Genomic DNA, 22026 nt, shown 5'->3' with positions numbered 1-22026 from the left:
CGTGGTGATCAAGGTGGTGCTCGCCGACGACCAGGCGCTCATCCGGGCGGGGTTCCGCACCCTGCTCGCCGATGCCGGCGACATTCAGGTGGTGGCCGAGGCCACCGACGGTGACGAGGCGGTACGCGCGGCCCGCGACACCGCGGCCGACGTCGTCCTGATGGACATCCGGATGCCCGGCACCGACGGGCTGACCGCGACCCGCCGGATCGCCGCCGACGACGACCTGGCCGGCGTCCGGGTGCTGATCCTCACCACCTACGAGACCGACGAGTACGTGTACCAGGCGCTCAAGGACGGCGCGTCCGGCTTCCTGGTCAAGGACATCGAGCCGGACGAGCTGCTGCACGCGATCCGGGTGGTGGCCCGGGGCGACGCGCTGCTCGCACCGTCCATCACCCGCCGGCTGATCGCCGACCTGGTCGCGCGCCCGGCCCGGCGGGTCGCCGACACCTCGGTACTGTCCCGGCTCACCGACCGGGAACGCGAGGTCCTGGTGCTCGTGGCGGGCGGGTTGACCAACGACGAGATGGCCGGCCGGCTGTTTCTCAGCCCGCTGACGGTCAAGACGCACGTCAGCCGGATCATGACCAAGCTCGCCGCGCGGGACCGCGCGCAGCTGGTGGTGCTGGCATACGAGAGCGGCCTGGTCACCCCGGGCGGCTGAGCTTCCGCCGGCCGGGCCGGGGGTGCCTACTCCGCAGGGATGCCATCCCCGGAGGTAGCAGGCGGCAACTCCGGGCGGACGCCAGCGGCCGTGTGCGGCGCGACGCTCAGGGGGTTCGCCCGAACCCCGGAGGAGCACGTCATGCGCCCCAGGAACACCACACAGGTCAGGCCCGAGAAACCGGCCCGGACCGCTTCGGCGCCGGCCGGCCCACTCGCCAGGCTGGCCGGCGGTTGCTACCGGCATCGCTGGCTGGTGGTCGCCTGCTGGCTCATCGCGACCAGCGCGCTGCTGGTTCTCGGCTTCCGGTACGCGGCGGCCGCCGACCACGACTTCTCGGGTGGCGCCAGCGAGTCCGCGCACGCGCAGGCGCTGCTCCGGCAGCACTTCGCCGACCAGAACGGCGACACGCTGACGCTCGCGGTGACCGCGAAGAAGCCGCTCACCGACCGGGCGGTACGTGCCCGGGTCGAGTCGCTGCTCGGCGCGCTGTCCGACGCGCCGCACATCGTCGCGGTGGCCGACCCGTACCGGACGCCGGGGCAGATCTCCGGCGACAGGCACACCGGGTACGCGACGATCCGGTCCAGCCAGGACCAGATCTCCGCCGACACCGTGACCCCGTTGCTGGACAAGGTGAAGCGCGCGTCCGGCGGCGGCGTCACGTTCGCCCTCGGCGGCGACGCGGTGCTGTCGGTCGAGCAGCCGCCCGGCGGGCCGAGCGAGGGCGTCGGGCTGCTCGCCGCCGTGATCGTGATCCTGATCAGCTTCGGGTCGCTGCTCGCGATGGGACTGCCGCTGACGACCGCACTGTTCGGCATCGGTACCGGGCTGGCCGGCATCGAACTGCTCGGCCACCTGCTGCCGGCACCGTCGTTCACCCCCGTCGTGTCGGCCCTGATCGGCCTCGGTGTCGGAGTCGACTACGCGCTGTTCATCGTCACCCGCTACCGGGAGGCACTGCACGGCGGAGCCGGCCGGGACGCATCGCACAGCGGAGCCGATCCGGAACGGGCCACGGTCGTTGCGATCACCACCGCCGGCCGGGCCGTCCTGTTCGCCGGCAGTACCGTGGTGATCGCGCTGGCCGGGCTGTTCGTGATGCAGCAGCCGCTGCTCGACGCGACCGCCGTCGCCGCGTCCGTGACGGTACTGGCGACGATGGCGGCGGCGGTGACACTGCTGCCGGCGCTGCTCGGCTTCGCCGGCCGCAACATCGACCGGCTGCGGCTGCCGTACTTCGGCCGGACCTCGACGACCAGCCCGCTCGCGGCCCGCTGGGCCGGGACGATCCAGCGGCACCCGGTGATCGGGCTCGTCGCCGGGGCCGCGGTGCTGCTGGCGCTCGCGGTACCGGCGCTGTCGATGCGGCTCGGCTTCGCGGACGCGTCGACCGCGCCCCGCGACACCTCGGCGTACGCCACGCACCGGATGCTCGCCGACGCGTTCGGGCCCGGCCGGGACGCGCCGCTGGTGATCGTCACCGACGGTTCGGCCGGCACCCTGCGGCGGGTGGCGGCCGCGGTGTCGCACACGCCCGGCGTCGCCACGGTGACCCCGGTACGAACCAGCGCGGACGGCCGAGCCGCGGAGTTCGTCGCGATCCCGACCACCGGCACCCAGGACGCCGCGACCCCGAAACTGGTACACCGGTTGCGGGACAGTGTGATCCCCCGCGCCGCGGCGGGACAGCGGGTGTACGTCGGCGGGCCGAACGCGTCGACGATCGACTTCGCCGATTCGGTCGCCACCCGGCTGCCCTGGCTGATCGCGATCGTCGTGTCGCTGTCGCTGGTCGTGCTGCTCGTCCTCGTGCGCTCGGTGGTGATCGCGGTCAAGGCGGCGGTGATGACGCTGCTGTCCACGCTCGCCGCGTACGGCGTGCTGACCGTGGTGGTGCAGTGGGGGTGGTTCGGCCACGCGCTCGGGTTCGCGACCGCCCAGCCGATCACGACCTGGGTACCGCTGTTCGTGTTCCCGATCCTGTTCGGGCTGTCCACCGACTACGAGGTGTTCCTGGTGTCCCGGATCCGCGAGGAGTACGACGGGGGCGCCGACACCCGGGAGGCGGTGCGGCGCGGGCTCGCGTCGACCGCCCGGATCATCACCGCCGCGGCGGCGATCATGGTCCTGGTGTTCCTGACCGTACTGCTCGGCGACGACCCGGCGGTCAAGCAGTTCGGCCTCGGCCTCGCGGTCGCGGTGCTGCTGGACGCGACGCTGGTCCGGATGGTGCTGGTACCGGCGCTGATGGAGCTGCTCGGCGCCGCGAACTGGTGGCTGCCCCGCTGGCTGGACCGCGTCCTGCCGGGCCGGCCGGCCGGCCGGAACCGCGCGGTACGGCGGAATCGGGACGGCGCGGCGGTGCGGGGCCCGGACCCGGCGGCGCACGGGTGATCCCGTCGGTATCGCCGCACCGGCCGCGCCCGACGGCCGGCCGCCGGGCCCGATACCCGCGAACGGCCGGCCCGCCGGCCGGGTCCGGACCCCGCTGACGGAACCCACCACGATCGGGTCCGAAACCCGCTGGTGGAGCCCGCCACGGTGGGGTCCGAAACCCGCTGGTGGGGCCCGCCACGGTCGGGTCCGAAACCCGCGAGCCACCGGCCGCCGGCGGTGTCAGGATCGAGGACGTGAACACGCTTCCGGACTTCGAGCACTGCTACCGCGCGGTGGCCAGCCGCGACCAGCGGTTCGACGGCTGTTTCTACACCGCGGTCACCTCGACGAAGATCTACTGTCGACCCAGCTGCCCGGCGCAGACGCCGCGGCGGGCCAACGTCCGGTTCTACCGGTCCGCGGCCGCCGCGCAGGGCGCCGGCTTCCGCGCCTGCATGCGCTGCCGGCCGGACGCCACACCCGGCTCGCCGGAGTGGGACAGCCGAGCCGACGTCGCGGCCCGCGCGATGCGGCTGATCGCGGACGGGTTGGTGGACCGGGCCGGCGTCAGCGGCCTGGCGAGCCGCCTCGGCTACACCGAACGCCACCTGAACCGGCTGCTGACCGCCGAGGTCGGCGCGGGGCCGCTGGCGCTGGCCCGGGCGCAGCGCGCGCAGACCGCGCGGCTGCTGATCGAGACGACCCGGATGGGGCTGGCCGAGATCGCGTTCGCGGCCGGCTTCGGCAGCGTCCGGCAGTTCAACGACACGCTGCGCGAGGTGTACGGGAACACCCCGTCCGCGCTGCGCGCCGCGAAGCGACGCGGCGCCGGTACGCGCTCGGCGGGCCGGGCGGCCGACGCTCGCCGGCCGCTCCGCCCGGGGGCCCCGGTGGCCGGCACGGCCCTGCCGACGACCGGGGCGGCCGAACCGGTCGCGGCGGGTGCCGCGGTCGTCGCGGACCCACCGGCGGCCGGCCCGGGCTGGACCACGGTCCCGGTACGGCTCGCCTACCGGGAGCCGTTCGCCGCGGCCGACCTGATCGCGTTCCTGGCCGCCCGCGCGCTGCCCGGCGTCGAGTCCGTCGTGGACGGCACGTACCGGCGGACGATGCGGCTGCCGCACGGCGTCGGGTGGGCCGAACTGAGCCCGGCCGACGGGTACGTGTCGGCGGTGCTGCACCTGTCCGACGTGCGGGACCTGGCTCCGGCCGTGTCCCGCTGCCGCCGGCTGCTCGACCTGTCCGCGGACCCGGTGGCGGTCGACACCGTGCTCGGCGCCGAGCCGGCGCTGGCGGCGGACGTCGCCGCCACCCCGGGGGTGCGGCTGCCGCGGTCGGTGGACGGGTTCGAGATGCTGTGCCGCGCGATCGTCGGCCAGCAGGTGTCGGTCGCCACGGCCCGCAGCATCCTCGGCAACCTCGCCGCCGCGGTCGGTGCGCCGGTCGCCGCCGGCGAGCTGACCCACACGTTCCCGTCCGCCGCCGCGATCGCGGACGCCCCGGACGAGCTGCTGCCGATGCCGAACGCCCGGCGCCGCGCGCTGCGTACCGCGGCCGGGCTGGTCGCCGACGGCTCCGTCGACCTCGACGGCGGCGACCCGGAGACCGTCGCCGGGACGCTGCTCGCGGTACCGGGTATCGGCCCGTGGACGGTCAACTACGTGCTGCTGCGCGGCCTCGGCGAACCCGACACGTTCCTGGAGGGCGACCTGGGCGTCCGGCACGGTGCCGCCGAACTCGGCCTGCCGGACGCGCCGAAGCCGCTCGCCGCGTGGGCGGCCACGGTGCGGCCGTGGCGCTCGTACGCGGTGATCCGGCTCTGGCGGCAGGCCGCGAACGCCGCCGGCCGAGCCAGCGGCGGCTGACCGCCACCAGCCAGACCCCACGCGACGCCACACCGACCCGACCGGCGCCGGCCATCCGGCGCCCGCACCTGGAGGAACAGATGAGTGCCTACACGTTCACGACGACCACGCCGGCCGGGCCGTTCACGGTGCTGGCCGCCGCCGACCACGCGGTACTGGCCAGCGGCTGGACCGACGACCCGGAGACGCTGCGGGTGCTGGTGCATCCGTCGCTGCGGCCGGACCGGGTGGTGCCCGGCGACGGTGGCGACATCGCCGCCGCGGTCCGGGAGTACCTCGCCGGCGACCTGACCGCGACGGACCGGATCGCGGTCCGGCAGGCCAGCGGGGCGTTCCTGACGCACTCCTGGGACGTGCTGCGCACGGTGCCCGCCGGGGATCCGGTGACCTACACCCGGTACGCGGAGCTGTCCGGCCGGCCCGCGGCGGTGCGCGCCGCCGCCAACGCCTGCGCGCGCAACGCCGCCGCGCTGTTCGTCCCGTGTCACCGGGTGCTGCGCACCGACGGCTCGCTGGGCGGGTTCCGGTGGGGGCTGCCGGTCAAGCGCTGGCTGCTCGACCACGAGGCGGCCTGATCGCGCGCCAGCCACGCACGCACAGGTACGCGGCGAGCAGCAGCACGAACAGGCCACCGTCCGCGGCGATGATCGTCGCGGTACCGGTGGCGCTGCCGGCCGCCTGGTAGCCGAGCGCGGCGACGGTCAGCGCGAGCTTGCTCGCGAGCACCAGCTCCCACAGGTACGGCAGGGCGTGCGGGCGCGCGGCGAGCAGCGCGAACAGGCCGGCGAAGACCGCCAGGCCGACCATCCGCCAGGTCTCCACGATGCGGGTGTCCGCGCCGGCGCCGGCCACGTCGGCGATCGCGGCCACCGCCGAGACGAGAGCGGCGGTGGCGGCGACCGCGGTGAGGACGCGGCCGACGGCGAACCGCGGACTCCGGTCGGCAGGACTCGAGGTAATCGTCATAGCCAAAAAGCTAATTCTAATAGCCACGAGAAGCAAGGCTTCGACGGTGAACTCCGCCACACCACAGCGGACGCGCCAGCCTGTCTGCGCTGTACAACGGACGAAATTGACGAGAAGGCCGTCGGTCCTTACCGATAACGTCGGGGGGTGCCCAAGGACCCTCCTGAACCCAGCCGCAGTGCGCACAATCCTCTGCACAATCTGTGGCGAATCCGGCACTATCTGCGCCCCTACCTGCCGCACATGACGGTCATGCTGGTCTCCGCCGGCCTCGCCGTCGGCGCCAGCATCGTCGTCCCGATGGTGATGCAGCGCGTCGTCGACGGACCGGTGCGACACCACGACCAGACCGGGCTGATCTGGTTCGGCCTGGCAGCGCTCGCGCTCGGCGTGCTGGAAGCGCTGATGGTGTTCCTCCGCCGCTGGACCCAGTCGTACGCGTCGCTGTCCATGGAGGCCGACGTCCGCGACGACCTGTACGCGCACATGCAGAAGCTGCCGCTGACCTTCCACGACCGGTGGCAGTCCGGCCAGCTGCTGTCCCGCGCCATCACCGACATCGGCTCGCTGCGCCGGTTCCTGTCGTTCGGCGTGATCTACCTGATCGTCAACGTCTGCCAGTACGTCGTGGTGGTCGTGCTGCTGATCCGGCTGTACCCGCCGCTCGGCGCGCTGGTCGCGCTGTCCGCGGTGCCGCTGTTCCTGATCAGCCGGCAGTTCGCGAAGCGGTTCCTGCGGGTCTCCCGCCAGGTCCAGGACGCCCAGGGCGACCTCGCCACCTACGTCGAGGAGTCGGCGCACGGCATCCGGGTGGTCAAGGCGTTCGGCCGGCGACACCACATGTTCACCCGGTTCACCGCCAACGCCGACAGGGTCTACCAGCTGGCCGTGCAGCGCGCCCGGCTCGACTCCCGGTTCGCCCCGCTGTACGAGCTGATCCCGAACCTGTCGCTCGCCGTCATCATCGTCGTCGGCGCCATCGCGGTGGTCCAGCACCACATGACGCTCGGCCAGCTCGTCGCGTTCGCGACCCTGCAGATGGGGCTGGTCTGGCCGGTCGAATCGCTCGGCTGGATCCTCGCCAGCGGCCAGGAGGCGATGACCGCCGCCGACCGCATCTACGAGGTGTTCGACACCGAGCCCACCGTCGTCGACCGGCCCGGCGCCGTCGAGCTGCGCCGCGACGAGATCCGCGGCGCGGTGCGGTTCTGCGACGTCCGGTTCAGCTACCCGGGCAGCGACGCCCCGGTGCTGTCCGGCATCGACCTTTCCATCGCGCCCGGCGAAACCATGGCGCTGGTCGGCGTCACCGGCTCCGGCAAGACCACGGCCGTCTCGCTCGTCCCCCGGCTGTACGACGTGACCGGCGGGCGGATCACCATCGACGGCCACGACGTGCGCGACTGCACGCTCGACTCGCTGCGCCGCAACGTGGCGACCGCGTTCGAGGAACCGATCCTGTTCTCCATGAGCGTCCGGGAGAACCTGGCGCTCGGCCGCCCGGACGCCACCGACGACGACCTCGCCGAGGCGCTGCGCGTCGCCCAGGCCGACTTCGTGTACGAGCTGCCCTGGGGCCTCGACACCCGGGTCGGCGAGCAGGGGCTGTCGCTGTCCGGCGGGCAGCGGCAGCGGCTCGCACTGGCCCGCGCCGTGGTGTCCCGGCCCAAGGTACTGGTGCTCGACGACCCGCTGTCCGCGCTCGACGTCAACACCGAGGCCCTGGTCGAGGAGGCGCTGGAACGGGTGCTCGCCGGTACCACCGCGCTGCTCGTGGTGCACCGGCCCAGCACCGTCGCGCTCGCCGACCGGGTCGCGCTGCTCGAAGACGGCCGGATCACCGCCGTCGGTACCCACTCCGAGCTGCTCGCCACCGTGCCGAGCTACCGCGCGGTGCTGTCCGCCGAGGCGGACGACGACGTCGACGCGCCCGATCTGCTCCCCGACCGGAAGGGGGTCGCGGCCCGATGACCGAACGTGTGCCAGCCCGAGGTTCCGCCGGAGCAGCCACCTCGACCAGCGACGACGCGCTCCAGCAGCCGCTCGACATCGAGGCGTGGCGGGGGATCGCCAGCGAGGAGAACTCGGAGCGTACCGCCGCCGAGGCGACCGACCGTCGTTCGATGGCCCGGCTGCGCTCCCGCAGCATGCAGCTGCTCGGCTCGCTGGTCCGGCCGCACCGCCGGATCCTCGCGCTCGCCGTCGTGCTGCTGCTGGTCCAGGACGTCGCCGCGATGGCCGGCCCGTTCCTGGTGCAGCTCGGCATCGACCGCGGCATCCCACCGCTGCGCGACCACCACAGCTACGCGGTGCTGATCTCCGTCGGCATCGCGTTCCTGGTCGCGTCCGGCGTCGGTTACCTGACCAAGCGCGCGTTCCTGATGCTGTCCGGCCGGATCGGCCAGTCGATCCTGTTCGACCTGCGCCGCCGGGTGTACAAGCACTTCCAGAAGCTGTCCCTGTCGTTCCACGAGCGGTACACGTCGGGCCGGATGATCGCCCGGCTGACCTCCGACATGGACTCCATCTCCGAGATGGTCGACAACGGCATCGACGACCTGGTGCTCGCCGGGCTGAACGTGATCAGCGTGGCGATCATCCTGCTGTTCCTGGACTGGCCGCTGGCACTCGTGACGCTGTGCTCGTTCCCGTTCCTGCTGTGGCTGTCGGCGTGGTTCCGCAACCAGTCGGCCAAGGCGTACCGCAAGACCCGCGAGACGGTGTCGCTGGTCATCGTGCACTTCGTCGAGTCGCTCGGCGGCATCCGCGCGGTGCACGCCTACCGCCGCGAGCCCCGCAACCAGGAGATCTTCGAGGCGGTCAACCACGAGTACAAGCGGGCCAACCAGCGCGCGTTCCGGCTGATCGCGATCTTCTCCCCCGGCATCAAGCTGATCGGCAACGTCACCATCGCCGTGGTGCTGACCTACGGCGGCTACCGGGTGCTGCACGGCCACGCCGAGATCGGCGTGCTCGCCGCGTTCGTGCTGTACCTGCGGAAGTTCTTCGAACCGATGCAGGACCTGTCGATGTTCTACAACTCGCTGCAGTCGGCCACCGCGGCGCTGGAGAAGCTGGCCGGTGTCCTCGACGAGCAGCCGGACGTCGCCGAACCCGACACGCCGCGCGAGCTGGCCGCGTCCCGGGGCGAGCTGCGGTTCGAGTCGGTGCGGTTCGGCTACCGCGCCGACCGGCTGGTGCTGCCCGAGCTGAACCTGACCCTGCCGGCCGGGCAGACCGTGGCGGTCGTCGGCGCCACCGGCGCCGGCAAGACCACCATCGCCAAGCTGGTGTCCCGGTTCTACGACCCGACCGCCGGCCGGGTCACCCTCGACGGCGTCGACCTGCGCGACCTGTCCGAAGCCGACCTGCGACGCGCGGTCGTGATGGTCACCCAGGAGAACTTCCTGTTCTCCGGCACGGTGCGGGAGAACATCGCGTTCGGCAAGCCGGACGCCACCGACGCCGAGATCGAACGCGCCGCCCGGGCGATCGGCGCGCACGAGTTCATCGCCGCGCTGCCCGACGGGTACGGCACCGACGTGGCGAAGGGCGGCGGCCGGCTCTCCGCCGGGCAGCGGCAGCTCGTCGCGTTCGCCCGGGCGTTCCTCGCCGACCCGGCGGTGCTCATCCTCGACGAGGCGACAAGTTCGCTGGACATCCCGTCCGAGCGGCTGGTGCAGCGAGCGCTCCGGACCATCCTCGCGGACCGTACCGCGATCGTGATCGCGCACCGGCTGTCCACAGTGGAGATCGCCGACCGGGTACTGGTGCTGGACGCCGGGATCGTGGTCGAGGACGGCACGCCGGCCCAGCTCGTCGACGGCGACGGCCGGTACGCCGACCTGCACCGCCAATGGGAAGACTCCCTGGTCTGAACCTGTTCCGATATGTCCTCTGCGGACCCGGCGGACGACCCGACGGCGCTAGGATCCGACGGCTTCACAGCCTCCTTTTCCTCCCCTAGTAGAAGGAAGACGAGTATGCGAAGGATCCGGACCGTCCGCCTGTTAGCCGGTGCGGCCGCCGTAGCAACGGCGGCCGCCACGCTGCTGGCGGCCCCGGCGACCGCAGGAACGTTCCACCAGGACCTGACCCGCAGCTCCTGGTCCTACACCGACTCACTGGCACCCGATACCAGCCACGGAGATCCCGGCGGATCGGTCCCGCTCGGTGCCTGGCAGGACGACGCGGGTGCCACCCACCTCTCCCGGGTGTACGCCAGCTTCGACCTCGGATCACTGGCCGGGCGGCACGCTGTCGTCGCCCATCTCTACGCCCAGGAAACCGATGCGACCGACTGCGCCGAGCGGAACGTCGAGGTGTGGCGGACGGCCGACGGGCCACCGAATCCGACCTGGCACCGGGCGCCGCGGGAGATCGAGAAGATCGGCACCTTCGGTGCCACCGATGCGTGCCCGGCGGATCTCGGGGTTGATCTGACCAGCGCCGTGCAGGCCGCTCTCACCGCCGGCCGGGACCGATTGTCGATCGAACTCCGTGAACCCCTCTCGGCCGAGAAGCAGCTCGCACACGGGCGTCAGCTGGACGCCCAGCCCGGCCTGCGACTCGATGTCGGCTCCAACGCGGTCCCGGACACCCCCACCCAGCTGCTCAACGACGAACAACAGTGCGCGGCGAACGCCCCTTACCCGTACATCGGGGTACCGCCGTCGACGACGCTGGGCTTCCAACCCACCCTGTCGGCCGTCTTCTCGGACGCCGACAAGAACGAGTCGACGTTCTCCGCCGAGTTCGCGCTCTGGCCGGTTGACCATCCGGACCAGACGACCGTGCTGACCGGCGATGCCATCGAGGGCGCGCCGACCGCCGTGCACATCCCGGCGGGCACGTTGACCGGCGGCGTGACGTACGCGTGGCACACCCGCGTCAGCGACGATCTCGACACCTCGGACTGGTCGACGACGTGCTACCTCGTCGCCGACACCCAGCGGCCGGACAAGCCGCCAACGGTGACCTCCACGTACCAGACCGGCGCCTGGAACCCGGGCGGCACGCCGATGCAGGTCACGTTCGGCGCCAACGGCGTCGCCGACGTCGCCGCGTACCAGTACTCGTGGTCCTCGCCGCTCGGCGTGGTCGACACCCGGGACGGAGATCCCTTCGACGGCACGGGTTTCGTCCGCGCGGACTCGCTCGGTGGGTCGGGGACGGTGAGCCTGGTGCCACCGAACTCCGGCCCGAACACGCTGACCGTCGCCAGCTACGACCGGGCGTACCAGCGGTCCGACTCGACGACCTACACGGTTGACGTGCGAGACACGTCGCCGGTGGTCGCAGTCGACGGGACACCGCAGTACGGCAGCCCGGTGACCGTGCACCTCGCTCCCGGACCGAACGTCAGCGACGTGGACCGTTACACCTACACGGTGAACGGCGGTACGGAGCAGACCGTGGTGGCGAACGACGACGGCTCCGCGACGGTCACCGCCGACCTCGACAGCCCGGGCCTGAACCATATCGACGTACGCAGCCACAGCAGCAACGGGTGGATCAGCCCGGTCAAGACGTGGAGCGTCACGTTCGACACCAGCCCGTCCGTCGCCTCCGACACGTGGCCGGAGTACGCCACCGGCGCCGGCGTCGGCGTGTCCGGCACGTTCACGGTGAGCTCGACGCTGCCAGGGGTCGTGTCTTTCGGATACGCGTTCGACTGGGGGGAGCCCAGTGTCGTCGCAGCTACCGACGGCAAGGCGACGATCCAGTACACACCGGAGTCCAATGGCGGGCATGCGCTGGAGGTCTACGCGATCCTGTCGGACGGAACACAGCTCAGCTCGTACACGTACTACTTCACGGTCGCCGATCAGTGAGGCCTGGGCGAGCGTCTCTCGACGAGCCCGACCGGCCACACGCGAGGGACGCTCGCCCCGTCGGCTGGCCGCGGGCCTCCCGGGTCGGTACGGCGGGCGAACGCCGGCCTGCGATCCGCCGACGGCACCGCCCTGGCGGAGGAGTACTTCAGCTTCACCGTCGCTGGATGATGAGGTCGTGAACGCGTAGCGGCCCCTTCCCCGGCGAGGTTCTGCCGCGGCGCGTTCGGCGGGCGCCTGCCCGGGTGCCAGAGCTCCCCGGGGCGCGCACCGGGCCGCCCGGAGAGCCACCCGGGAGAGGATGTCGAAGACCGCGGCGGTCCCGGTGCCGCAACGGTCGTACGCGGCCGGTGGCCGAAAGGCCCAGCCGGGGCGCCGGACGTCGGAGCGCACGGCGTCCGGGCGGACGCTACCGGGCACAACCGAGCGGGCGGATCATCAACAGATCCTCGTGCGGCGGATCCGCCCGCTCCCCCTCGTGCGAGCAGCCGCTTGGAGGGGTCATGCGAATGGCATACCGGGTAGTGGCATACCTGATCGCGGCCGCGGTCGTGGTGCAGGCGGCGGCGATCGCGTTCGCGCTGTTCGGCCTGGCGAAGTGGGTCAGCGACGGCGCGACGGCGAACGAGTCGCGCTTGGAGCATGCCACCTTTACCGGGCATTCCGGGTTCGACATCCATGCAGTCAACGGTCAGATGATCATTCCGGTGCTGGCGATTCTCCTGCTGATCTTCGCGTTCTTCGCCCACGTACGCCGGGGCGTGCTCTGGGGTGGGCTGATCCTGCTGCTGGTGGTCGTGCAGGTACTGCTCGGCTACGTGTCGTTCCTGGTGCCCGGGCTCGGGGCGCTGCACGCCATCAACGCCTTGGCGATCTTCGTCCTCGCGGTCGTGGCGGCGCGGGCCGATGCCGTGCCGCGGCAGTCCAGCACCCCTGCGATGCCCAGCGGGGCCGACCGGACCAGCGCCTGAGCCACCCCCGGGTACCCCTGTGCCGGGTAACGACCGGCGGACCAGGTGGGCGGAGGACACGGCAGCCTCGCCGCCGTCGGGCCGCCTGGTGACGAACGTGCCGCGCAGCGACTCGGCGGCCGGGCCGCTGGCTCGGCCGGCAAGTCCGGCGCCGCGCGCAACGGGGTGGGTGACCCGACAAAGGGAGCGACCTGGCTAAACCCGTCGCCTGCCGGTCACCGAGTCCCTAGCATCGGCACATGACCGATACGGAGCGCGCCGGAGCGCGCGTCCCCGACCGGCCGTCCCTCGACGGGTTGGCCGAGAAGTGGACGCGGCGCTGGGCCGAACTGGGCACCTATACCTTCGACCGGCGGAAGAACCGGTCCGAGGTATTCGCGATCGACACCCCGCCGCTCACCGTATCCGGGTCCATCCACATTGGACACGCGTTCTCCTACACGCACACCGACACCGTGGCCCGCTTCCAACGGATGCAGGGCAAGGAGGTCTTCTACCCGGTGGGCTGGGACGACAACGGCCTGCCCACCGAACGACGGGTGCAGAACTACTTCGGGGTGCGGTGCGATCCGACGCTGCCCTACGTCGCCGGCTACCGGCCGCCGCAGCAACCGGTTCAGGAGCAGCAGGCCGTCTCGCGGCGCAACTTCATCGAACTCTGCGAGCGGCTCACCGCCGACGACGAACTGGTGTACGAGGACACCTGGCGACGCCTCGGGCTGTCGGTGGACTGGTCGGCGCGGTACACCACGATCGGCACGCCGGCTCAGGTCGCCAGCCAGCGTGGCTTCCTGCGGAACCTGCGCAGGGGCGAGGCGTACCAGGCGGAGGCCCCGTCGCTGTGGGACATCTCGTTCGGCACCGCGGTGGCGCAGGCGGAGCTGGAGGATCGGGAGCGCCCCGGCGCCTACCACCGGCTGTTGTTCCGGGAAGCGTCGGGCGCGGTGGATCCGGAGGACGACACCGCCGGCGGCGAACCGCTGTACGTGGAGACGACGCGGCCGGAGCTGCTCCCCGCCTGCGTCGCGCTCGTGTTCCATCCGGACGACGAACGGTATGCGCGGCTGGCCGGTACGACGGCACTCACGCCACTGTTCGGGGTCGAGGTCCCGGTGTACCCGCACCGGCTCGCGGACCCGGCCAAGGGCACCGGCCTCGCCATGATCTGTACGTTCGGGGACCTGACGGACGTGATCTGGTGGCGCGAGCTGGACCTGCCGATCCGCTCGGTGATCGGGCGCAACGGCCGGATCCGGCACGAGGTGCCGGCCGGGCTGCACTCTGCCGAGGCGGGGTTCCGGTACGCCCAGCTGGCCGGGCTGACCGTCGGCGCGGCACGTCGGCGGATCGTGAAGCTGCTGCGGGAGTCCGGGGAGCTGGCCGGGGAGCCCCGTCCGATCACCCACCCGGTCAAGTTCTACGAGTACGGCGACCAGCCGTTGGAGATCGTCACGGCCCGCCAGTGGTACCTGCGCAACGGTGGCCGCGACCTGCCGCTGCGGGAGCGGCTGCTGGAGCGGGGGCGGGAGCTGCGCTGGGTGCCGGAGTTCATGCGGCACCGGTACGAGCACTGGGTGAACGGCCTGACCGGCGACTGGCTGGTGAGCCGGCAACGGTTCTTCGGGGTACCGATTCCGGTGTGGTACCAGGTGCGCGACGACGGCACCGTCGATCACGGGGCGCTGATCCTGCCCGACGAAGCCGAGCTGCCGGTGGACCCGCAGAGCCAGCCACCGGTGGGCTACTCGGAGGAGCAGCGCGGCCGGCCCGGCGGGTTCGCGGCCGACCCGGACGTCCTCGACACCTGGGCGACCAGTTCGCTGACGCCGCAGATCGCCGGCGGCTGGGAGCGCGACGACGACCTGTTCGACCGGGTGTTCCCGATGGATCTGCGGCCGCAGGCGCACGAGATCATCCGGACCTGGTTGTTCGCCACGACGGTGCGCAGCCAGCTGGAGCACGACACGCTGCCCTGGCGGACGGCCGTGATCTCCGGATGGATCCTGGATCCGGACCGGAAGAAGATGTCCAAGTCGAAGGGCCGGGCGGTCGGGCCGGACGAGCTGCTGGAGCGGTACGGCCCGGACGCGGTGCGGTACTGGGCGGCGTGCGGGCGTCCCGGGTCCGACTTCACGTTCGACGAGAACCTGCTGCGGGTCGGTCGCCGGCTTGCCACGAAGGTGCTCAATGCCAGCCGGTTCGTGCTGGGCCTCGGATCGGCCGACGCGTTGCGCGCCCCGGTGACCGAGCCGATCGACCGGGCCATGCTCTCGGAGTTGCGGGCCGTGATCGGTACGGCGACGGCGGCGTTCCAGGCGTTCGACCACACGGCGGCCCTGGAGGCCACCGAGCGCTTCTTCTGGACGTTCTGCGACGACTACCTGGAGCTGGTCAAGTCTCGCGCGTACGGGGAGCGCGGTGACGCGGCGGCCGCCTCGGCGCGGTCGGCGCTGGGCTGGGCACTGTCGGCGCAGCTGCGCTTGCTGGCACCGGTACTGCCGTTCGTGACCGACGAGGTCTGGTCGTGGTGGCGGTACGGGTCGATCCACCGCGCGACGTGGCCGACGGCGCACGAGTTGACCCCGCTGCTGGACGGCGAGCCGGGGCTGCGGCTGGCCACGGTGGGCGAGGTGCTGCGCCAGATCCGGAAGGCGAAGTCGCAGCGGAAGGTCTCGATGCGCACCGAGGTGCCGCTGGCCGAGGTGAGTGCGCCGGCTGCGGTGGTCGAGGAGATCCGGCTCGCGGCGGACGATCTGCGCGCCGCCGGCCACATCGACAAGCTGGAGTTCCATCCGGAGGCCACGCCCGAACTGATCGTGGCCTGCGCGTTCTGACCGGCCGGCCGCGGGTGCGGAGTGCGCCGCGCGGTCCGCGCTGCGGGGTTCGCCGCGCGGGCCGCGGGTGCGGGGGTGCGCCGCGCGCATCCCCGTACCTCGATCGGCGCCCGATGCGGACATCCGGTCGGGTACGGACCGTTCGCGGATGTCGACGACGCGTCCTTCCGGTGCTCGCGCGTCGACGTCGGCTGACCGGGTACCCGCGTGCCCGGTATGCGGCTGCCCCGGCGCGGGGGTCCCGCTAGGCTTTCGGCTGTGGCGGACGAACCGGAGCGCAGGCCGGCGGTGCGACCCCAGGCGGCGGTCGCCCGGAGCGCCATGCGGGCATCCGACGACGACCGCGAGCGCGTCGCGCAGGTGTTGCACGCGGCAGCGGGCGAGGGGCGCCTGACGCTCGACGAGTTGCAGGAACGGCTCGACACCGTCTATGCGGCGCGCACCTACGGCGAGCTGGAACCGGTGCTCGCCGACCTGCCGGACACCGGTACCCCGCTGGCCACCTCGCCGCGCCGGGTCGCCGAGGAGCCGGAGGACACCCGCCTGGTCGTCGGCTTCCTGTCCGGCCCGACCCGGCGAGGCAGCTGGCTGGTGCCGCGGACCCAGATCGCGGTGGCCGTGCTGGGTGGCGTGACGCTCGATCTGCGGGAGGCCCGGTTCGGCACCGACGAGGTGACCATCCAGGCGTACGCGATGATGGGTGGCGTGGAGATCATCGTGCCGGACGATCTCGACGTACGGGTGGACGGTTTCGGGCTGATGGGCGGGTTCGACGACACCGCCGCCGGGCCCGGCGACGGCACCGGGCCGCGGGTCCGGGTCACCGGCTTCGCCTTCTGGGGCGGCGTCGACGTCAAACGCAGGCAGCGCCGGCTGCCCACCGACGACTGAACCCGGCAGCCGCACCGAGATGCCCGGCAACGGCGCGGGCGGCCCGCGGTCCCTCCGCCGAGCACCCACCACCGCGCGGGCGCGGCGTGGGCCGTTCCGTCAGTCGCCGCCGCCGAAGTCACCGAAGTCGAAACCGCCGTCGAACATGCCGCCGCCGTCGCCGCCGCCACCACCCCCGAAGTCACCGCCGTCGTGGCCCTCGGCGAAGCCGTCCGCGAACCCGTTGTCGTACCCGCCGTCGAAGCCGCCGATGCCCATCCCGGGCGAGAAGAACGCGTCGAACAGCAGCATCGTGCCGACCCCGGCGGCGCCGGCGACCAGAGCGGTCTTCCACCACGGCTCCGAGTACCACCCGGCCGGGACGGGCCGGCCGCGCACCACGCCACCGGGGTAGTAGTACGGCGTGTCCGAGCTGGCCTGCGGCCCGGCCCGGTACTCCTTGCCCTCCAGGGTGACCTCGCGCTCGGCGGTCAGCGCGCCGGCGGTGCGCTGACCGGGCATCGGCGGCAGGTCGGGCCCCGGGTCGAGGTCCATCGCGGTGCGGGCGGCGCGGACGTAGTAGAGCCCCTCCAGCGCGGTGTGCCCGGCGAGTTCGAACTGCTTGGTGCTGGTGGCCTGGTCGAGCTGGCTGCCGGCCGCGTTGTACCGCTCACCGGCGTCGACCAGCGCCTGCTTGACCGCGGTGTCGTCGTTCGGGACCAGGTTCATCACCTGGCCGCCGAGGCGTTCGTACCACCGTTGGGCGTCGGCGCGGGCGTCGGCCAGGGCGCGCTCCTTGCGCTGCTTGCTGGCGCGGGACCACCACACGGCGCCGGCGACGACGAGCACCACGAGAACGATGACCAGCACGAGCGTCTTCATGAATCGACGGTACCCGCATTTACCAAGCGCTTACCCGAGAGCCCGTCCGCCCTGCCCGGTACGTCCGCAACGATCCGCACCCGTGGCGGTGCGTGAAATCGTCGCACCCGCGGGGCATGCTGGCGCCCATGGACGTCGCTGTCGTACTCGTCGTCGCCGTGCTCTGCCTCGCCGCGGGAGCGGCGATCGGGGTGCTGTTCGCCCGTTCCCGGGCCGCCGCCGACACCGCCCGGTTGGAGGAGCGGCTGGCCGCGGCGCGCGATGGCGAGCAGCGGCTGGAGCAGTCGCTGCGGACGCTCACCCACGACGCCGCCCGCGAGCAGTCGGCGAGCCTCGGCACCCTGGTCGCCCCGCTGCGCGACAGCCTCTCGCGGTACGAGCAGCAGCTGGCCGAGCTGGAGCGGTCCCGGGTCGGCGCCTACGCGGAGTTGCGCGAGCAGCTGCGCGAGGTGGCCGGTACCTCCGAGCAGTTGCGCACCCAGACCGGCCAGCTGGTGTCGGCGCTGCGCGCCCCGCAGGTGCGCGGCCGGTGGGGCGAGCACCAGCTGCGGCGCATCGTGGAGGCGGCCGGCCTGGTGTCGCACTGCGATTTCGACGAGCAGGTCACCGTGACCACCGACGACGCGGTCGTCCGGCCCGATCTGGTGGTGCACCTGTCCGGCGGCAAGCAGGTGGTGGTCGACGCGAAGGCGCCGTTCAGCGGCTACCTGGACGCGATGGAGGCGCGGGACGAGCAGACCCGCAACGCCCGGCTGGACGCGCACGCCCGGCACCTGCGCGGGCACGTCGATCAGCTCGCCGCCAAGGCGTACTGGTCGGCGTTCGAGACGGCGCCCGAGTTCGTGGTGCTGTTCGTGCCCGCGGACACGTTCCTGGACGCCGCACTGCAGCGCGACCCGACCCTGCTGGAGCACGGGTTCGAACGCAACGTGGTGATCGCGACCCCGGCGACGCTGATCGCCCTGCTGCGCACGGTGGCGTATGCGTGGCGGCAGGACGCGCTCGCCGCGAACGCGGCCGACGTGCACCGGCTCGGCAAGGAGCTGTACGGGCGGCTCGCCACCATGGGCGGGCACGTCGCCAAGCTCGGTGGCGCGCTGTCCGGTGCGGTGACGGCGTACAACAAGACGGTCGGCTCGCTGGAGAGCCGGGTGCTGGTGACCGCGCGCAAGTTCGCCGACCTGGGGGTGGCGGGCGAGTCGGAGGCGGCCGAGCTGCTCGGCGCGCCGCCGCAGGTCGAGTCGGCGGCCCGCCAGTTGCAGGCACCGGAGCTGGTGGCGAGCGAGCAGTCCGCGCTGGTCGCGTTCGACGAGTTGCCCCGCCAGCCGCGCGATCCGGCGCCCGCTGCCGCGGAGTCCGCCCGGCGCAGCGGCGAAGCCTGACCGCCCGCCCGTTCCGTAACGGTGTGTGAACGGATGCCAGCGCTCGGGTGAATAGGTGTTTTTGCCACTGTTGCCGGCGTCTGTGGGCACTTATCCTGACCTGTTCTGCTCACGGCCAGGGAGGTCCCATGCGCCTGACGACACGACCGCGCACCATCGCACTGCTCGGCGGGGCCGCCCTGGTGGGCGCCCTGCTCGCCGGCGCCAGCACCGCCGCCGGAGCGCCGGCGCGCCACACCGCCACCCCGAACGCCGACGCGCCGATCCGGGTCCTGTTCGACAACAGCAAGGCGGAGACCGCCGGCAACGCCGACTGGATCATCAGTACCTCCCAGCCGGATCCGTTGGGAGAGAACGCGAACCCGCAGTCCGAGACCGACTGGACCGGCGCGCTGTCGTCCTGGGGGGTGGCGCTGCAGAAGACCGGCGGGTACAGCCTGCAGACGCTGCCGGCCGGCGACACCATCACGTACGGCGGGGGCGGCGCGCAGGACCTCGCCAACGTCGACGTGTTCGTGCTCCCCGAGCCGAACGTGCAGCTCAGCGCCGCAGAGAAGACCGCGGTGATGAAGTTCGTGCAGGCCGGCGGCGGGCTGTTCATGATCAGCGACCACAACAACAGCGACCGCAACAACGACGGCATCGACTCGGTCGGCGTGCTCAACGACCTGATGACCAACAACAGCGTCGACTCGTCGGACCCGTTCGGGTTCTCGATCGACGTCAAGGACATCAACGCCGACACCCCGAAGGCGATCTCCGACAGCAGCGACCCGGTGCTGCACGGCAGCTTCGGCGACGTGACCTCGTCCAGCATCAACGACGGCACCACGCAGACGCTCAAGCCGGCCGACAACTCCGCCGTCAAGGGCCTCGTCTACCAGTCGTCCGCGACCGCCGGCGGCGACACCGGTTCGTTCTTCGCCACCAGCAGTTTCGGCAGCGGCCGGGTCGCGGTCTGGGGGGACAGCTCCCCCATCGACGATGGCACCGGCCAGTCCGGCAACACCCTGTACGACGGGTGGAACACGAACAGCAACGCCGCGCTGGCGCTGAACGCGACCGCGTGGCTGGGCGGCGGCTCCACCACCGGCGGCGGCACCGGGGGCGGCGGTACCTGCACCGCCGGTCAGCTGATCAGCAACGCCGGCTTCGAGAGCGGCAGCACCGGCTGGTCGGCCACCTCCGGCGTGATCACCACCAGTTCGCAGGAGCCGGCACACACCGGGTCGTACAAGGCGTGGCTCGACGGCTACGGCAGCACGCACACCGACACGCTGTCCACGTCGGTCGCCATCCCCGCCGGCTGCGGCACCGCGACGTTCTCGTACTGGCTGCACATCGACACCGCCGAGACCAGCAGCACCGCGTACGACAAGCTGAAGCTCGACGCGGTCACCTCGGCCGGCACCAGCACGCTGGCCAGCTACTCCAACACCGACGCGACCTCCGGCTACGTGCAGAAATCCGTCGACCTCTCCGGGTACGCGGGGCAGACCGTCACTCTCCGCTTCACCGGTACCGAGGGTTCCAAGCTGCAGACGTCCTTCGTGCTCGACGACACCGCCCTCGACGTGTCCTGAAGATCGTCGTGCCGCCGGGTCCTCGCCCCCGGCGGCACACCCCGGCAACACCCACCGGGCGGGTTTGCCCGCCCGCGAGATCGCCCGCGCCAGGCAGCGAACCGGCGACGGACCCCCCTCACCGTCACCGGGCGGCCGGGCGCGGGCGATCCGCACCGTACGGCCGATGGCCAACGAACGGGCGCGTTGCCACCATCGTCCGGTGCTGATCTTGATCCGCGTCGCCACCGTCGCGACGGCGTACTGCGTGGCTCTGGTGGGGGTCACGGTGCTGCCCGGCCCGTGGGCCCCACCGTGGTGGTTGTCGATGCCCGCGGTGCCGGTCGCGGTGGCCGGTGCCGTGCTGGCGCAGTGGAGCATCCACCGCCAGCGTCGCAGCTGGAACAGATCCTGGCTGGCCATGGCGGACGACATCCGGTCGGCCGCCGCGTTACCCCGACGGCTCCGGGTGCCTGCCAGCATCGCGGGCGTGGTGCTGGTGTCGTCCATCCTGGTGAGCATGCCGATGGCAAGCCCGTTCGGGTTGGTACACCGCGGCGACCGTTACTGGCGCAACGCGGGTTCCGGCCAGGTCACCGAGATCTCCGAAACCGAGTACTGGCGGTCCCGGGCCGCCACCGACCGGATCTTCTTCGGCGTGCTGGGCTGGTTCTGTCTGGCAACCGCCGCGGTGCAGGAGGGTCGGCGGCGCCGCGGCGAAGGCGAGCCCGACTCCCGGTGACGCCGGTGCTGGGGGCGGATCGAGCTCTCCCGCTCCGGCTGACCGACAGGGTTCAGGTGTTGCGGGCGGCGAGGTCGCGCTTGATCTCCCGCGGCAGGGCGAACGTCTGGCGTTCCTGCACGGTGGTGATCTCCTCGACGTCGGCGTACCCGCGTTCGGCGAGGTGACCGACGACCTGCTCGATGAGGTCCTCGGGTACCGAGGCACCGGAGGTGAGGCCGACGGTCTCGGCGCCGACGAGCCAGCCGTCGTCGATCTCGGACGCGAAGTCGACCAGGTACGACGCGCGGGCGCCGGCCTCCAGCGCCACCTCGCGCAGCCGCACCGAGTTGGACGAGTTGCGGGAGCCGATCACCAGCAGCACGTCGCAGTCGGGCGCGATCTGCTTGACGACCTGCTGCCGGTTCTGCGTCGCGTAGCAGATGTCGTCGGACGGCGGCGACTGCAGGCCGGGGAACTTGCGCTTGAGCCGGTCGACGGTCTGCAGCGTCTCGTCGACCGACAGCGTGGTCTGGGACAGCCAGACCACCTTGCTCGGGTCGCGGACCTCGACGTCGTCCACCGAGTCGGGGCCGTCGACCAGGGTGATGTGTTCGGGCGCCTCGCCGCTGGTGCCGACGACCTCCTCGTGCCCCTCGTGACCGATGAGCAGAATGTCGTACTCGTCCCGCGCGTACCGCCGGGCCTCCTGGTGCACCTTGGTGACCAGCGGGCAGGTCGCGTCGATGGCGCGCAGGTTGCGCTGCTTGGCCTGCTCGTGCACCTCGGGGGCGACGCCGTGCGCGGAGAAGATCACCGTGGCACCTTCCGGCACCTCGTCGTTCTCCTCGACGAAGATCGCGCCCTTGCGCTCCAGCGTCTGCACCACGTGCTTGTTGTGCACGATCTGTTTCCGCACGTAGATGGGTGCGCCGTAGAGTTCGAGCGCCCGCTCGACGGTCTCCACGGCTCGGTCGACGCCGGCGCAGTATCCGCGCGGCCTGGCCAGCAGCACCCGCTTCGTCATGATCCCCATGGTAGGCCGCCGCGCCGGTACCGCAGGCCGAGGTGAGGTCCTCCACAGCCGGCGGTC

The 22026-nt window shown here is 72.1% G+C and carries 16 protein-coding genes; 13 read left to right on the top strand and 3 right to left on the bottom strand.

Features of this window, described 5'->3' with window-relative positions; all coding sequences use genetic code 11:
- Window positions 1–4 precede the first annotated feature (4 nt).
- From Athai_RS02945 to Athai_RS02930, 4 genes are all read left to right on the top strand, one after another.
- Window positions 5–667 (top strand): response regulator transcription factor, encoded by a 663-nt coding sequence (locus Athai_RS02945; protein WP_203965295.1) that lies wholly within the window; start codon window positions 5–7, stop codon window positions 665–667.
- Between the two features lie 141 nt (window positions 668–808).
- A complete protein-coding gene (locus Athai_RS02940; RefSeq protein WP_203960036.1) occupies window positions 809–3064 on the top strand; it encodes an MMPL family transporter in 2256 nt (751 codons plus the stop codon).
- A 236-nt stretch (window positions 3065–3300) separates the two neighbouring features.
- Window positions 3301–4911, top strand: coding sequence for an AlkA N-terminal domain-containing protein (locus Athai_RS02935; protein WP_203960035.1), 1611 nt, complete (start codon window positions 3301–3303; stop codon window positions 4909–4911).
- An 80-nt stretch (window positions 4912–4991) separates the two neighbouring features.
- Window positions 4992–5486 carry a methylated-DNA--[protein]-cysteine S-methyltransferase gene (locus Athai_RS02930; protein WP_203960034.1) on the top strand — a complete coding sequence of 165 codons (495 nt, stop codon included), beginning with the start codon at window positions 4992–4994 and terminating at the stop codon, window positions 5484–5486.
- Here the strand turns inward: Athai_RS02930 and Athai_RS02925 are convergent.
- Window positions 5452–5877, bottom strand: a complete 426-nt coding sequence (locus tag Athai_RS02925) for a hypothetical protein (protein ID WP_203960033.1) — start codon at window positions 5875–5877, stop codon at window positions 5452–5454. The genes Athai_RS02930 and Athai_RS02925 overlap by 35 nt on opposite strands.
- Window positions 5878–6120: 243 nt before the next feature.
- Between Athai_RS02925 and Athai_RS02920 the strand changes: the two genes are divergently transcribed.
- The 6 genes from Athai_RS02920 to Athai_RS02895 all read left to right on the top strand — a co-directional run bounded on the left by Athai_RS02920 (window position 6121) and on the right by Athai_RS02895 (window position 16407).
- Entirely contained in the window at window positions 6121–7848 is a 1728-nt protein-coding gene (locus tag Athai_RS02920; protein WP_203960032.1) for an ABC transporter ATP-binding protein, read from the top strand.
- Window positions 7845–9755, top strand: coding sequence for an ABC transporter ATP-binding protein (locus tag Athai_RS02915; protein ID WP_203960031.1), 1911 nt, complete (start codon window positions 7845–7847; stop codon window positions 9753–9755). The genes Athai_RS02920 and Athai_RS02915 overlap by 4 nt, the downstream gene beginning before the upstream one ends.
- A gap of 12 nt (window positions 9756–9767) precedes the next feature.
- Complete coding sequence (locus Athai_RS02910) at window positions 9768–11711, top strand: hypothetical protein (protein ID WP_203960030.1); 1944 nt, start codon at window positions 9768–9770, stop codon at window positions 11709–11711.
- Window positions 11712–12220: 509 nt separating this feature from the next.
- Entirely contained in the window at window positions 12221–12682 is a 462-nt protein-coding gene (locus tag Athai_RS02905; protein WP_203960029.1) for a DUF6220 domain-containing protein, read from the top strand.
- Between the two features lie 239 nt (window positions 12683–12921).
- The gene (valS, locus tag Athai_RS02900) at window positions 12922–15516 is read left to right on the top strand and encodes a valine--tRNA ligase (RefSeq protein WP_203960028.1); all 2595 of its coding nucleotides are present in this window, start codon (window positions 12922–12924) and stop codon (window positions 15514–15516) included.
- Window positions 15517–15774: 258 nt separating this feature from the next.
- On the top strand, window positions 15775–16407 hold the full coding sequence (locus Athai_RS02895; protein WP_203960027.1) for a DUF1707 SHOCT-like domain-containing protein: 633 nt from the start codon (window positions 15775–15777) through the stop codon (window positions 16405–16407).
- A 99-nt stretch (window positions 16408–16506) separates the two neighbouring features.
- On the opposite strand, the gene Athai_RS02890 is transcribed toward Athai_RS02895, so the two are convergent.
- A complete protein-coding gene (locus tag Athai_RS02890) occupies window positions 16507–17268 on the bottom strand; it encodes a hypothetical protein (RefSeq protein ID WP_203960026.1) in 762 nt (253 codons plus the stop codon).
- A 116-nt stretch (window positions 17269–17384) separates the two neighbouring features.
- Here Athai_RS02890 and Athai_RS02885 point away from each other — a divergent pair, with 116 nt between their 5' ends.
- From Athai_RS02885 to Athai_RS02875, 3 genes are all read left to right on the top strand, one after another.
- A complete protein-coding gene (locus tag Athai_RS02885; RefSeq protein ID WP_203960025.1) occupies window positions 17385–18650 on the top strand; it encodes a DNA recombination protein RmuC in 1266 nt (421 codons plus the stop codon).
- Between the two features lie 128 nt (window positions 18651–18778).
- Window positions 18779–20233, top strand: coding sequence for a M6 family metallopeptidase (locus tag Athai_RS02880; RefSeq protein ID WP_203960024.1), 1455 nt, complete (start codon window positions 18779–18781; stop codon window positions 20231–20233).
- Between the two features lie 202 nt (window positions 20234–20435).
- Window positions 20436–20954, top strand: a complete 519-nt coding sequence (locus tag Athai_RS02875) for a hypothetical protein (protein WP_203960023.1) — start codon at window positions 20436–20438, stop codon at window positions 20952–20954.
- Window positions 20955–21006: 52 nt separating this feature from the next.
- Here the strand turns inward: Athai_RS02875 and Athai_RS02870 are convergent, their stop codons facing one another.
- The gene (locus tag Athai_RS02870) at window positions 21007–21960 is read right to left on the bottom strand and encodes a 4-hydroxy-3-methylbut-2-enyl diphosphate reductase (protein WP_420829760.1); all 954 of its coding nucleotides are present in this window, start codon (window positions 21958–21960) and stop codon (window positions 21007–21009) included.
- Window positions 21961–22026: the final 66 nt, after the last annotated feature.

The sequence above is a fragment of the Actinocatenispora thailandica genome, assembly GCF_016865425.1.
In the GTDB taxonomy this organism is placed as follows: Bacteria; Actinomycetota; Actinomycetes; order Mycobacteriales; family Micromonosporaceae; genus Actinocatenispora; species Actinocatenispora thailandica.
Note: the sequence above shows the minus strand (reverse complement) of the source record. Positions and strands in the feature narration are given on the sequence as shown.

Coding starts and splice junctions, on each gene's coding strand:
- Athai_RS02940 (WP_203960036.1), top strand. CDS start 809: ATGCGCCCCAGGAACACCACACAGGTCAGGCCCGAGAAACCGGCCCGG.
- Athai_RS02930 (WP_203960034.1), top strand. CDS start 4,992: ATGAGTGCCTACACGTTCACGACGACCACGCCGGCCGGGCCGTTCACG.
- Athai_RS02925 (WP_203960033.1), bottom strand. CDS start 5,877: ATGACGATTACCTCGAGTCCTGCCGACCGGAGTCCGCGGTTCGCCGTC.
- Athai_RS02920 (WP_203960032.1), top strand. CDS start 6,121: ATGACGGTCATGCTGGTCTCCGCCGGCCTCGCCGTCGGCGCCAGCATC.
- Athai_RS02915 (WP_203960031.1), top strand. CDS start 7,845: ATGACCGAACGTGTGCCAGCCCGAGGTTCCGCCGGAGCAGCCACCTCG.
- Athai_RS02910 (WP_203960030.1), top strand. CDS start 9,768: ATGTCCTCTGCGGACCCGGCGGACGACCCGACGGCGCTAGGATCCGAC.
- Athai_RS02905 (WP_203960029.1), top strand. CDS start 12,221: ATGGCATACCGGGTAGTGGCATACCTGATCGCGGCCGCGGTCGTGGTG.
- valS (WP_203960028.1), top strand. CDS start 12,922: ATGACCGATACGGAGCGCGCCGGAGCGCGCGTCCCCGACCGGCCGTCC.
- Athai_RS02890 (WP_203960026.1), bottom strand. CDS start 17,268: ATGAAGACGCTCGTGCTGGTCATCGTTCTCGTGGTGCTCGTCGTCGCC.
- Athai_RS02885 (WP_203960025.1), top strand. CDS start 17,385: ATGCTGGCGCCCATGGACGTCGCTGTCGTACTCGTCGTCGCCGTGCTC.
- Athai_RS02880 (WP_203960024.1), top strand. CDS start 18,779: ATGCGCCTGACGACACGACCGCGCACCATCGCACTGCTCGGCGGGGCC.
- Athai_RS02870 (WP_420829760.1), bottom strand. CDS start 21,960: ATGACGAAGCGGGTGCTGCTGGCCAGGCCGCGCGGATACTGCGCCGGC.